We start from the raw sequence: 12,053 nt of genomic DNA on the forward strand, positions 1-12,053 counted from the left end.
TGACTTATCGTAGGGCGGAGAGCGAAGTCCACTAGCCGCTGGGTGCGGGAGCTAGACAATAACTAATTTTATATAACTTTGCAGCCTGTCCACTCACTTGTGGACAGGTTGTTTTATTTTCAAGACATACTCTTTCATTCCTCTTCATAGACTTGTACAAATTAGTGTGAAAAGGGTGGATGGAAATGGCGCGGTCTACACCGGAAGAAATTCGGCGACGAATCGCAAAGCGAAAAAATGATAAAGGAACAACATCTGTAAAAAGTCCCGACCGCCAAATTGCTTGGCCTAGTGACGATGAAAAATATGGCTTTAATCAGTATACTCCTCCAGGGGGGAGTGATAGTGAGGACGGGCATCCATTATTTAAGAAGGAAGTATTCTTTTTCAAAATATTGTCTTCTGTGCTCCTGTTTTTAGTGATTGCGATATTATTTCGGAACCATTCCACTGTCTTTGATCCTGCAAGAGCCATGGTGACTAAAACAATGGATCAGGATTTTAAGTTTGCGACCGTATCAAACTGGTACGAAAGTAAATTTGGAAAACCTTTAGCCCTACTTCCTTTTTCGGATAAAGATCAATCGGAGAAAAAAGAGGTGGCTGAAACTGAGTTTTCCGTCCCAGCAATGGGGAAAATTCTCGAAAACTTCGAAAAGAACGGGCAGGGAATTATGATTGAAACGGGAAAAGGCGCATCCGTCCAAACGATTAATGAGGGCTTTGTTATGTCTGCTGGTGTAAAAGAAGGTCTCGGGAAAACAGTCGTCGTTCAACATGCCGATAAAACAGAAACATGGTATGGAAACTTAGATAAAATCGACGTTAAATTATATGAGTATGTCGAAAAACGACAAGTAGTTGGCACCGTCTCTGGATCCACTGGTGATGATAAAGGTAAGTATTACTTTGCCATTAAAAAAGACGATAAATTTATCGATCCAATACAGGTGATTCGCTTTGAATAGAGCCATAAATTTACTTCGACTGATTAGTATTCATCCATTATTATGGATTGTCATTGCACTTTCAGTTGCCACAGCTCATTTCCTTGAGGTTTGTATATTACTTGGAATCATTTTCATCCATGAATTGGGGCATGCAGCTGCGGCTTCTTTTTTTTCATGGAGAATCAAAAAAATCACCCTGCTGCCGTTTGGCGGGGTGGCCGAAATGGATGAGCACGGTAATCGCCCGTTAAAAGAAGAGACGATTGTCGTTCTAGCAGGGCCGCTCCAACATGTATGGATGGTGGCCTTAGCGTATGGATTGGTAAGCATGGACCTAATATCTGTGGACCTTTTTCACCTATTTCTTAGCTATAATCTAATGATACTTGTATTCAATCTCTTTCCTGTATGGCCGCTTGATGGCGGGAAACTGGTATTCTTACTGCTTTCATTAAAAAGTTCCTTCCCGAACGCCCATCGCTTAACTCTTATTCTTTCCTTGGTAAGTTTATCGATCTTTTCGCTGGTTATTGTTATAGCAGCCCCAACCCATATCAATGTCTGGGTAATCATTGCCTTCCTTTATTTCTCGCTCTACCATGAGTGGAAACAGCGCCGTTTTATCTTTATGAGATTTTTATTGGAGCGCTATTATGGCAAGAAATCAAGTCTGCAAACTTTGAAACCAATCGAGGCCAATGAAGAAGATTTACTTATTCACGTCTTAGAAAAGTTTCAACGCGGCTGCAAACACCCAATCATCGTCGAAGCCGATGGCAAGGAAAAGGGAATGCTAGATGAAAACGAGCTCTTACACGCCTACTTTACCGAAAAACGATTAACCGACAAAATCAGCGACCTTCTCTTTTCTTATTACTGAGGTATAATAAAAAGAAAAAAGTGAGGTCGCTTGTTTGGAAACATTAATAGTTAACTACAACTCACGGGAAAAGCGATTGGCTTATATAAAAGATAACCGTGTGGAAAATATCATATTTGACCGGCCAGAACATCGATCACTGGTCGGTAATATTTATTTTGGGAATGTGACGAAAGTATTACCAGGCATGAATGCCGTGTTCATTGATATAGGCGAGGAAAAAAATGCGTATTTACACCGGGATGTTCTTCCTTCCTATCTCCTATCCTCTGAAAAACAAAAAAACGTCAGCTCGTTCGTCCATCAGGGAGAAAAAATGCTTGTGCAAGTCGACAAGGATGCGACTGGCACAAAAGGAGCCCGAGTAACGGGGATTATTGAAATTTCGGGGCCTAATCTGATTTACATGCCCAAGGGTCGTTATGTGGCCGTTTCAAAAAAAATTGCTGATGATAGGCAACAAGCAACACTACGCCGAATCGGCAGTCACTTAAAAACAGACGAAGAAGGGATGATTTTTCGAACTTCCTCCCTTTCAAGTACCGAAGAAGAAATACACTCTGAACTAACAAACCTGCGCGAGCAGTATCAACAACTTTTGCAGAAAACGGCAGGCCTTAAAAAGCCAGGGATTATTTTTCAAAAGGACACTTTCATCGAAATGATCTTGGATAAGGTGGGGAGAATGACAGACGGTGAAGTAATCGTCGATGATTTGCCACTAAAAAAGCTGGCTGAGAAGCAAAATAATCAGGTTAAACATAGTTATTACAATGGAAAAGAGAATATTTTTTCAGTACATAATATCGAGCATGAAATTGATAAAGCCCTCAAACGGATTGTCTGGCTTGATCATGGCGCCTACCTAATTTTTGATGAAACAGAAGCGCTGACGATTATTGATGTGAACACAGGCAAATTTTCTGGGAAGACGGATTATCAGGAAACGGTGTTAAAAACAAACCAGTTGGCTGCAAAGGAAGTCGTCCGTCAGCTGCGTCTGCGTGATATTGGCGGAATCGTCCTCATCGATTTTATCGATATGAAACGTGAAAAGGACAAGCAGGCCATTCAAGCACTTATCGAATCGGAATTAGCCAAGGATCAAAAAAGAACAAAGGTTATTGGCTTTACCCCTTTAGGCATTCTGCAACTAACACGAAAGAAAACGAAGGTTACCCTTTCGGAGGCACTCGAGGTGAAATGTCCTATCTGTGATGGGACGGGCCGAATACTCAGTCCTGAAACGGTTGGCTTTCGGCTTGAACGCGAGCTATTAGAGCACCGCTATTCTGAATTTGAGGCTGTCCTGTTGGAAACGACCGCTGAGGTGAAAGAACAGCTGCTGGGGCCAAATGAGACCCACAGGGAAGCATTAGAAGAGTTCTTACATCTTAAGTTATTATTTTCAATTCAGCCGTCTAACCGCCATTATTATGTGATAAAGCAGTTTGGCAATGCTGAAGAGATTTCTCAAAAAAGTTTGTATGAAAAATGAACTTCCTAAATTTCTATTGACACTTTTGCCTAGAATATGTTAGGATTTTAATGTTATGTTTGTAGCGCACCCGTGCTACAACCGCACAGAACAGGTCCTAAGTCTTTAACGTAAGTTTAAAGCGCCTGTGTATGGCGAGTCTGAGTTTATAAGGAGGTGCAGTTCATGTACGCAATTATCGAAACTGGCGGTAAGCAATTGAAAGTTGAAGAAGGCCAAGCTATCTACATCGAAAAATTAGATGTTGAAGCTGGTGAAACAGTTACTTTTGACAAGGTTCTTTTCGTTGGCGGTGAAAACGTAAAGGTAGGTTCTCCTGTTGTTGCAGGTGCTACAGTTACAGCTAAAGTTGAAAAACAAGGCCGTCAAAAGAAAATCATTGTTTTCAAGTACAAGGCGAAGAAAAACAACCGTAAGAAGCAAGGTCATCGTCAACCTTACACTAAAGTAGTCATCGAAAAAATCAACGCGTAAGGTGTTGAAACATAGATGATAAACATTACGATTAATCGTACGGAGTCCGGAACGATTCAATCATTCGAAATGAGCGGACATGCATTGTTTGCAGATCGTGGGAAAGACATTGTTTGTGCAGGCGTATCAGCCGTATCTGTTGGTGCAATTAATGCGGTGCATGAGCTAACCGGTGTCACTCCTGATCTTGAACATCGGGCAGATGGTTTTCTCCGCTGTGTGATTCCGGAAGCTCTTCCAGAAAACACGCAAGAGAAAGTGCAAATTCTTCTCGAAGGAATGGCTGTTTCATTACGGGCGATTGAAGAAGAATACGGAAAGCACATAAAGATTACCTTCAAAAAGCAGGAGGTGGAATAAATGTTATTAAAATTAGATCTTCAGTTGTTTGCATCTAAAAAGGGTGTAGGTTCTACAAAAAACGGACGTGACTCTATCGCAAAGCGCCTTGGTGCTAAGCGTGCAGACGGACAATTCGTAACTGGTGGTTCAATCCTTTACCGTCAACGCGGTACAAAGATTTACCCAGGTGAAAACGTTGGCCGTGGAGGCGACGATACTCTTTTTGCAAAAGTTGACGGCGTTGTGAAATTTGAACGTGTCGGCCGTGATCGCAAAAAAGTGAGCGTTTATCCAGTAGCTCAAGAAGCTTAAGGATTCTTTGAAAACTCTAACCTGATTGGTTAGAGTTTTCTTTTTGCCAGCGAATTTTTCCTTCCATATTATACTTCGGGAAACGCTACGTAGATGCTTCTTTTTGCCTCTAAATAACTTTCATCACAAAATAAGCTTACTCATGGTTCATTTTTTGATATACTATCAGCAAACTAGTGTTGTGACACTTAATGTGGGAGTGTACGTATGGAGAAAGATTGGGATATTGTTGAAGTGCTGCGTCATGCTCGTCATGATTGGTTAAATAGGCTTCAATTAATAAAGGGGAACTTGGATTTAAATCGAATCGACCGGGCAAAAGCGGTCATCGATGAAATAATTATCGAAGCGCAGCATGAGTCAAAGCTTTCTAATTTGAAAATGCCTTTGTTTGCCTCACTATTGTTAAAATCAAATTGGGAGAATCCTTCCTTTAAACTTGAATATGAGGTTCTTCATGATACCAAAGTTGATCCAATCAATGAGGACCTGTTAACAAAGTGGACGTCTCATTTATTTTCATGTTTAAATGAGACGATTGAAGCGTTTCAAGAAAATCATTTATCCGTAACAATTGACCCGGAATCAAAGGGGATTCGTTTCTTTTTTGATTTTAGCGGGATAATAATAAAAAGCGAAGTTATGAATGAATTCCTTTCAGAACCATTTAGTCTACTCGACATCGTGGTCAAGGACTTCACAGAAAGAGAATTCGCATTAGAAGTTTATATACCTTATCAAAAAATATAGGAAAAGCTAAGACTCTTTTCGTGACATTTTTTGATTTGAATTGCAGACTGGAGGAATAAGATGTTTGTTGATCAAACGAAGATTTATGTAAAAGGCGGAGACGGCGGTAATGGTATGGTCGCGTTCCGTAAAGAAAAATATATACCAAAAGGCGGTCCAGCAGGCGGGGATGGCGGGAAAGGTGCCAATGTTGTTTTTGAAGTAAATGAAGGCTTGCGCACACTAATGGATTTCCGTTATCAGCGTCATTTTAAAGCACCGCGCGGCGAGCATGGCATGTCCAAAAACCAGCACGGTGCCGGTGCAAAGGATATGATCGTCAAGGTACCACCTGGAACAGTGGTGATTGATGCAGATACGAAAGAAGTAATTGCTGATTTAGTTGAAAATGGACAACAAGCAATCATCGCCAGAGGCGGCCGTGGCGGGCGCGGAAATTCACGATTCGCCACCCCTGCAAACCCTGCACCTGAGCTTTCTGAAAATGGGGAACCGGGCCAAGAGCGGGAAGTAATCCTTGAATTAAAACTGCTTGCTGATGTCGGTCTTGTTGGATTTCCAAGCGTAGGGAAGTCAACGCTTTTATCTGTTGTATCTTCGGCAAAACCGAAAATTGCTGAGTATCATTTTACAACAATTGTTCCGAATCTTGGGATGGTCGAAACGGAAGATGGGCGCAGCTTTGTCATGGCAGACCTTCCAGGTTTAATTGAAGGGGCAAGTGAAGGAGTGGGCTTAGGACATCAATTCCTGCGGCATATTGAACGGACAAGGGTAATTGTCCATGTGATTGATATGTCTGCAATGGAGGGCAGAGACCCATTTGAAGACTATCAGACCATCAATCGTGAATTAAGTGAATATAATTTGCGCCTGACCGAACGTCCGCAAATTATTGTAGCCAATAAAATGGATATGCCGGAAGCTGAGGAAAATTTGAAAAAGTTTAAAGAGCAGCTCGACGAGGAGTATCCAATCTTCCCGATTTCAGCCGTAACAAGAAAAGGTCTTCGTGAATTATTGTATGCTGTTGCAGATAAGATTGAGGAAACACCTGAATTTCCACTTGAGCACGAGGATGAAGAGGAAACAACGGGTGTGCACCGTGTTCTTTATAAGCACGAGGCAGAACCGGAAGCATTTAAAATTACAAGAGAACCGAATGGCACATTTGTTGTCTCTGGTGAAAAGACAGATAAACTCTTTAAGATGACAGACTTCTCGAGAGAAGAATCCGTTCGCCGTTTTGCACGTCAACTTCGTGGTCTTGGTGTAGATGAAGCCTTGAGGGAAAGAGGAGCAAAAGACGGGGATATTGTGAAATTAATGGAGTTTGAATTTGAGTTTATTGAGTAGAAGGGAACGTGTCCAAAAGAGAGTAGGGTAGAGTGATAAAAATGGATAAAAAATTTTACTTAGTGCGTGAAGATGTTTTGCCGGAAGCGATGAAGAAAACGCTTGATGTAAAAGAGATGCTGGAAAGAGGTAAGGCAGAATCTGTTGCGGATGCTGTTCAAAAAGTAGATTTAAGCAGAAGTGCCTTTTATAAATACCGAGATACTGTTTTTCCTTTTTCAACCATAAAAAAGGAAAAGATTGTCTCACTTTTCTTTCATTTGGAAGATCGCTCAGGTACGCTGTCACACTTGCTCAGTGTCGTTGCAAACTCAGGCTGCAATATTGTTACCCTTCACCAGACGATTCCGTTGCAAAGCAGGGCAAATGTAACACTCTCATTAAACACTTCAAACATCACGATGGAAATAGATGAGTTACTTGAGGAACTTAGGAAGCTCGAATTTGTAGAGAAGGTAGAAGTGCTGGGAACAGGTGTGTAGGAAAAACTACACCTGCTCTCAGCTCTCTTTTTATAAAAATAAGGAGTGGGGAACCAGTGAAAGTTGGATACTTAGGACCAAAAGCTACATTCACAGAATTAGCTGTAAAAAAGGTATTTCAAGGATATGAACATGAGCCCTATCAAACAATTCCTGCAAGCATGGATGCCATAGTGGATAAAGAAGTTGAATTGGCTGTTGTTCCAATTGAAAATGCGCTAGAAGGATCTGTGAACATTACACTCGATTATTTAACACAGGAAGTCCAAATACCAATAATTGGTGAAATAACCTTGCCAATCAAGCAGCATTTGATGGTACATCCTGATAATCAGGAAAATTGGCAGAATGTCAGTAAGGTGTATAGCCACTCCCATGCGATTGCCCAATGCCATAAATTTCTACATAACCATTTAAAAGGTGTCCCATTTCAAAGCGTCTCATCAACAGCGGCTGCGGCATTAATGGTAATGGAACACCCTGATTTGAAAATTGCTGCAATTGCCAATGAACTAGCTGCACAGGAATACGGGTTATCGATTGTCAAAAGAAATGTACATGATTTTGATTATAACCATACGCGGTTTGTTGTTCTTTCCAAGAAAGAACTTGATTTTCAGGCGATTAGCAGATCAACCCATTATAAAACAACGCTGATGGTTACACTCCCATCGGACCAGGCTGGGGCTCTTCATCAGGTGTTATCCGCCTTTGCTTGGAGAAAATTGAACTTATCAAAGATTGAATCAAGACCGATGAAAACCGGAATTGGCAATTACTTTTTCATTATTGACCTCGAAATGAAAGTGGATGAAGTTTTGATTCCCGGAGCAATAGCAGAAATAGAAGCATTAGGCTGCGGTGTTACATTACTAGGCAGTTATCCATCTGTTATGGTGAGTTTAGACTAATTAAAAAAGGGACCCGATTCGGGTCCTTTTTATGTGGGGTTATACTTAGGATTCAATTAAAAATCCTTCTTCCTTTAAAGCTTTTTCAGCTTCATCTAAGACTTGGATGCTTGATGCCGAGATCGTATGAAGGTGGATTCCCTCGGTTAGTTCCGATAATAAAGAGGCTCCGGTCTTTTGCATGTTTGCCATGAATTGTTTCACTTCTTGGCGATTAGAAACCATAATTGATGCCGTCAGATCTCCATAAACCTTGTGTTCAATTTTGACATCCTTCACAAAAACTCCATGGTCAACGAGCAAATTCAGCTCTTTTTCGGTGTCATTAGGTGAATGCCTGCAAGCAATCGTTCTCTCAAAGGAATAAGTGCTGGTGTTTTGCTTTAAATAAATATAACCTTGGCTCGTTGCAATAATGGGTTCATTCTTTGCTTTAAGGAGCGTGATATCACCGACAATCACCTGTCTGCTTACATTGGTTCGATTAGCCAATTCACTTCCTGTCACCGGGACAGGACTGTCTTTTAGCAGTTGTAAAATGAAAGACCTCCTTTCTTCTCCCAATATTTTTTTTTGCTCTACCATATAATTCCTCCTATTTTCTATTTCTGTTTCCCTATTTTAGCATAGATTAATTTTTTTATATAACCGCAGTTCCCTTGAAGGCGTGAACGATATTCACGATCCTCTCACCCAGTTCGACCACATCCTCCAAGCTTGTCGACTGACCGAAAGAAATACGGATAAATTCTTTTGCTTCATCAGAGGATAAACCTAGTGCCTGAGCCACTTTTGCCGGGGATTGCATACCTACCTGACAGGCACTCCCGGTTGAAATGGCAAATCCAAGCCGATTGCATTCAAGCATCATCCATTGACCCTGAATACCAGAAATCCGGAGCCCGATGATATTGGCGAGCTGCTGAGAGGCATCGGCCGCTTGATATATTTTCACCTTTTCTTTAATCGGCTCAAGTGTTTCAATAAAAGCTTTCCGCAGTAATCCATACCTATTTATATCCTCTGGCAATTTTCCGATTATTTTCTGTGCAGCCACTGTCATCGCAGCAATGGCCGGAACATTAACCGTTCCTGGACGAAATCCGCGTTCATGAGAACTTCCTGGAAAGAAAGGCTCCCATTGGAGTTGAGGATCGACATATACTCCGCCAATGCCTTTTGGTCCATAGATTTTATGACCTGAAAAAGTAAAACTGCTGACAAGTGGAGCTAGTCTTTTTACATCTATTTTTCCAAAAGACTGAACAAAATCACTGTGGAAATGGATTTCGTTGTCCTTGCAAATCAATGCGATTTTATCGATTGGCTGGATGGTGCCAATTTCAGAATTCACATGCTGCAGTGTGAGCAAAATGGTTTCTCGCTTAATTGAATGGATCAGCTGTTCTAGATCAATCAGGCCATTATCATTAAGTGGAAGCAGGGTGATTTCATATCCAGCTTCCTTTAATCTCGATAGGACTCCGTGGATGGATGAATGCTCCGCCATGCCTGCGATTATATGCTTACCCTCTTTTTTGGTGGAGGACAATAAAGCCTCAATGGCTAAAAAATTTCCCTCTGTCCCGCCACTTGTAAAGAAAAGCCCATTTTTATTAATTCCCATTAGACTGGCCAATTCTTCGCGGCAATTTTCCAGTAAGGTAGCTGATTGTCCACCTATATCGTGGAGACTGCTGGAGTTACCAAAGTATTCTGTTGCCACTTTTAAATACACCTCAGCTGCTTCAGGGTCTAGTGGAGTGGTCGCTGCATAATCAAAATATTTCATGATTCTTCTCCTATTCAATTTTTTTTAGGACGGGCGTTTCTACTTTTCTATAAAAATACTTGTTTTTAGTTTAATTCTATGTAAATATATATGTCAAGACACCTGTTATGTCAGGAGGGTCAACATGGCAAATGATGATGTATTAATAATTGGAAGTGGAATAGCCGCCTTACAGCTGGCTGTTAAGTTATCTAGCAATTTAAATGTGAGGATACTCACAAAGGAAAAATTAAGATCAGCAAATTCTTATCTAGCTCAAGGCGGGATCGCAGCTGCATTGGGGGAGAACGACCACCCCTCTAAACATGTAGTCGATACACTTGAAGCGGGAAGATTTCATAACAATCAAGAGGTGGTTCAGGAAATTATTAATGCGGCACCCGAACTTATCAAGAACATGGCACGTCAAGGCGAGATCTTTGATAAAAATCAACATGGCGAATTGTTTCTTGGGATGGAAGGTGCACACAGTGAGAAAAGAATTGTTCATGGCGGCGGTGATGCTACAGGTAAGAACGTAATGGAGTATCTGATCACTGAGCTCAAGCAAAAGCGAAATATCACTGTCGAAGAGAATGTCTTCGCTTATGAATTACTCCTTAATAGCGAACAGAACATTTGTATTGGTGTTAAAGCGAAAACAGCCGCTGGGTCCATCCAGAGATTTTATGGACATCATGTAATCATCGCAACGGGGGGCTGTGGTCAGCTATATACTTACACTTCTAACTACAAAACCGTCTCGGGTGATGGGATTGCAATGGCTTATTTAGCCGGCGCGGACATCGTTGATATGGAATTTAATCAATTTCATCCCACGCTCTTATATATAAACGGAGAAACAAACGGCTTAATTTCTGAAGCAGTAAGGGGAGAAGGTGCCATTCTCGTTACAGAAGATGGGACCCGAATCATGGAGGGTGTTCACCCATTAAAAGATCTCGGACCGAGGCATGTCGTCTCCCAACGAATCTATGAATACTTGAAAAAAGGAAAACAGATCTATTTAGATATTAGCAACATTGAAGATTTTAGGGGGCGATTTCCTTCGATTACAGCCCTTTGTGAGGCCAACGGGATCCGGATAGCAGATGGGAAAATCCCTGTAGCTCCAGGCAGTCACTTTTTAATGGGCGGAATTAAAACCGATTTAATTGGACGATCTTCCCTAAATGGACTGTATGCGATCGGCGAAGCATCCTGTACAGGTTTACATGGTGCCAACCGTCTAGCAAGTAATTCCTTGTTAGAGGGATTATTCCAAGGGGAACAGTTATCGAAGTGGATAAATGAAGGATGGAAACGTCCCCAAATACAACCAAAACTTCATGATTGTCATCCTAAAGGAGAGAAAGCAGTTCATTTACCGCATGTCCAACAAATTAAGGATTCAATGATGGAACGGGTAGGAATTGTTCGTAATGAAGGGAATTTGAAAAAACAGCAAGCTTGGTTACAGCAATTCAAGGCCGAAATGATCCATTTAGATACGCTTACAACTCAACAGCTAACAAAGATTTTTATGCTGGTCACTGCCAAGCTAATGACAGATGCAGCATTAAAACGGACAGAAAGCCGGGGCGGACACTTTCGAAGTGATTGCCCAAAAGAAGATGATCACCATTGGTTAAGGAAATCAATCATTCATAACTATAAACAAGGAAGGGAAAAGTCCAATGAACACATTGAAACTGCGCTCGCAACTTGAGAAGTTTTTTATTGAAGATATCGGGGAACAGGATATTACCACTGATTTAATCTTTGCAGATGAAACAACAGGAGAAATTGTTTTCCTTGCAAAAGACAAAGGGATTTTTTGTGGAGAGGAAATTATTAAGACAGGGTTCCAGTTGCTAAATAACGAGATTTCCACGCGTGTGTTTGTAAAGGATGGTCAAGCAATTAACTATGGTGACAAATTAGCCCTAGTTTCTGGGAAAATAGCTGATTTATTAAAAGGGGAAAGAGTGATCCTAAATCTAGTCCAACGTATGAGCGGGATTGCTACGCTCACACGAAAAACGGTCGAAACCCTTGATAGCGGCCATACGAAAATATGTGATACCCGGAAAACTACTCCAGGGCTTCGCATGCTTGAAAAGTATGCCGTTCGCTGTGGTGGCGGATTTAATCATCGCTTCGGTTTATATGATGGGGTCATGATCAAGGATAACCATATTTCATTTGCTGGTTCTATTTCGAAAGCAGTGGAAGCGGTTCGGAAAAAGGCTGGTCATATGGTGAAAGTGGAAGTCGAAGTGGAATCGGAAGATCAGGTGTTAGAAGCGGTAAATGCAGGGGCAGAT

Annotated in this window: 14 protein-coding genes and 1 other annotated feature; of the genes, 12 read left to right on the forward strand and 2 right to left on the reverse strand. The window is 41.4% G+C overall.

What is annotated here, in order from left to right; genetic code table 11:
* The first annotated feature begins 185 nt into the window (after nt 1-185).
* From V7659_RS18400 to pheA, 10 genes are all read left to right on the forward strand, one after another.
* Nucleotides 186-968, forward strand: a complete 783-nt coding sequence (locus V7659_RS18400) for a M23 family metallopeptidase (RefSeq protein WP_335541243.1) — start codon at nt 186-188, stop codon at nt 966-968.
* On the forward strand, nt 961-1,830 hold the full coding sequence (locus tag V7659_RS18405) for a M50 family metallopeptidase (RefSeq protein ID WP_335541245.1): 870 nt from the start codon (nt 961-963) through the stop codon (nt 1,828-1,830). Before V7659_RS18400 ends, V7659_RS18405 begins: the two co-directional genes overlap by 8 nt.
* A gap of 34 nt (nt 1,831-1,864) precedes the next feature.
* Complete coding sequence (locus V7659_RS18410; RefSeq protein ID WP_335541247.1) at nt 1,865-3,328, forward strand: Rne/Rng family ribonuclease; 1,464 nt, start codon at nt 1,865-1,867, stop codon at nt 3,326-3,328.
* 69 nt (nt 3,329-3,397) lie between these two features.
* Nucleotides 3,398-3,480: a sequence feature (ribosomal protein L21 leader region), on the forward strand.
* Nucleotides 3,481-3,493: 13 nt separating this feature from the next.
* Entirely contained in the window at nt 3,494-3,802 is a 309-nt protein-coding gene (rplU, locus tag V7659_RS18415) for a 50S ribosomal protein L21 (RefSeq protein WP_026563440.1), read from the forward strand.
* Between the two features lie 15 nt (nt 3,803-3,817).
* A complete protein-coding gene (locus V7659_RS18420) occupies nt 3,818-4,162 on the forward strand; it encodes a ribosomal-processing cysteine protease Prp (protein ID WP_335541249.1) in 345 nt (114 codons plus the stop codon).
* On the forward strand, nt 4,163-4,456 hold the full coding sequence (gene rpmA, locus V7659_RS18425) for a 50S ribosomal protein L27 (RefSeq protein WP_026563442.1): 294 nt from the start codon (nt 4,163-4,165) through the stop codon (nt 4,454-4,456).
* 207 nt (nt 4,457-4,663) lie between these two features.
* A complete protein-coding gene (locus V7659_RS18430) occupies nt 4,664-5,206 on the forward strand; it encodes a Spo0B C-terminal domain-containing protein (RefSeq protein ID WP_335541251.1) in 543 nt (180 codons plus the stop codon).
* A 60-nt stretch (nt 5,207-5,266) separates the two neighbouring features.
* Complete coding sequence (obgE, locus tag V7659_RS18435) at nt 5,267-6,562, forward strand: GTPase ObgE (RefSeq protein ID WP_335541252.1); 1,296 nt, start codon at nt 5,267-5,269, stop codon at nt 6,560-6,562.
* 41 nt (nt 6,563-6,603) lie between these two features.
* Nucleotides 6,604-7,044 (forward strand): ACT domain-containing protein, encoded by a 441-nt coding sequence (locus V7659_RS18440; RefSeq protein WP_283875272.1) that lies wholly within the window; start codon nt 6,604-6,606, stop codon nt 7,042-7,044.
* A 56-nt stretch (nt 7,045-7,100) separates the two neighbouring features.
* Nucleotides 7,101-7,955 carry a prephenate dehydratase gene (pheA, locus tag V7659_RS18445; protein ID WP_335541254.1) on the forward strand — a complete coding sequence of 285 codons (855 nt, stop codon included), beginning with the start codon at nt 7,101-7,103 and terminating at the stop codon, nt 7,953-7,955.
* 45 nt (nt 7,956-8,000) lie between these two features.
* Here the strand turns inward: pheA and V7659_RS18450 are convergent, their stop codons facing one another.
* Complete coding sequence (locus tag V7659_RS18450; RefSeq protein ID WP_335541256.1) at nt 8,001-8,540, reverse strand: transcription repressor NadR; 540 nt, start codon at nt 8,538-8,540, stop codon at nt 8,001-8,003.
* A 55-nt stretch (nt 8,541-8,595) separates the two neighbouring features.
* Nucleotides 8,596-9,747, reverse strand: coding sequence for an IscS subfamily cysteine desulfurase (locus V7659_RS18455; protein ID WP_335541258.1), 1,152 nt, complete (start codon nt 9,745-9,747; stop codon nt 8,596-8,598).
* A gap of 124 nt (nt 9,748-9,871) precedes the next feature.
* Between V7659_RS18455 and nadB the strand changes: the two genes are divergently transcribed.
* Together nadB and nadC are read left to right on the forward strand one after the other, a co-directional pair.
* Nucleotides 9,872-11,455, forward strand: a complete 1,584-nt coding sequence (gene nadB / locus V7659_RS18460) for an L-aspartate oxidase (protein ID WP_335541260.1) — start codon at nt 9,872-9,874, stop codon at nt 11,453-11,455.
* Nucleotides 11,424-12,053 (forward strand): carboxylating nicotinate-nucleotide diphosphorylase (gene nadC, locus V7659_RS18465; protein ID WP_335541262.1); only part of this gene is annotated, 630 nt, incomplete at its 3' end. The genes nadB and nadC, both read left to right, overlap by 32 nt.

The sequence above is a fragment of the Neobacillus drentensis genome (assembly GCF_036966985.1).
Taxonomy (GTDB): domain Bacteria; phylum Bacillota; class Bacilli; order Bacillales; family Cytobacillaceae; genus Neobacillus; species Neobacillus drentensis_E.

Coding starts and splice junctions, on each gene's coding strand:
- V7659_RS18440 (WP_283875272.1), top strand. CDS start 6,604: ATGGATAAAAAATTTTACTTAGTGCGTGAAGATGTTTTGCCGGAAGCG.
- V7659_RS18455 (WP_335541258.1), bottom strand. CDS start 9,747: ATGAAATATTTTGATTATGCAGCGACCACTCCACTAGACCCTGAAGCA.
- V7659_RS18430 (WP_335541251.1), top strand. CDS start 4,664: ATGGAGAAAGATTGGGATATTGTTGAAGTGCTGCGTCATGCTCGTCAT.
- V7659_RS18420 (WP_335541249.1), top strand. CDS start 3,818: ATGATAAACATTACGATTAATCGTACGGAGTCCGGAACGATTCAATCA.
- rpmA (WP_026563442.1), top strand. CDS start 4,163: ATGTTATTAAAATTAGATCTTCAGTTGTTTGCATCTAAAAAGGGTGTA.
- V7659_RS18450 (WP_335541256.1), bottom strand. CDS start 8,540: ATGGTAGAGCAAAAAAAAATATTGGGAGAAGAAAGGAGGTCTTTCATT.
- rplU (WP_026563440.1), top strand. CDS start 3,494: ATGTACGCAATTATCGAAACTGGCGGTAAGCAATTGAAAGTTGAAGAA.
- V7659_RS18400 (WP_335541243.1), top strand. CDS start 186: ATGGCGCGGTCTACACCGGAAGAAATTCGGCGACGAATCGCAAAGCGA.
- obgE (WP_335541252.1), top strand. CDS start 5,267: ATGTTTGTTGATCAAACGAAGATTTATGTAAAAGGCGGAGACGGCGGT.
- nadB (WP_335541260.1), top strand. CDS start 9,872: ATGGCAAATGATGATGTATTAATAATTGGAAGTGGAATAGCCGCCTTA.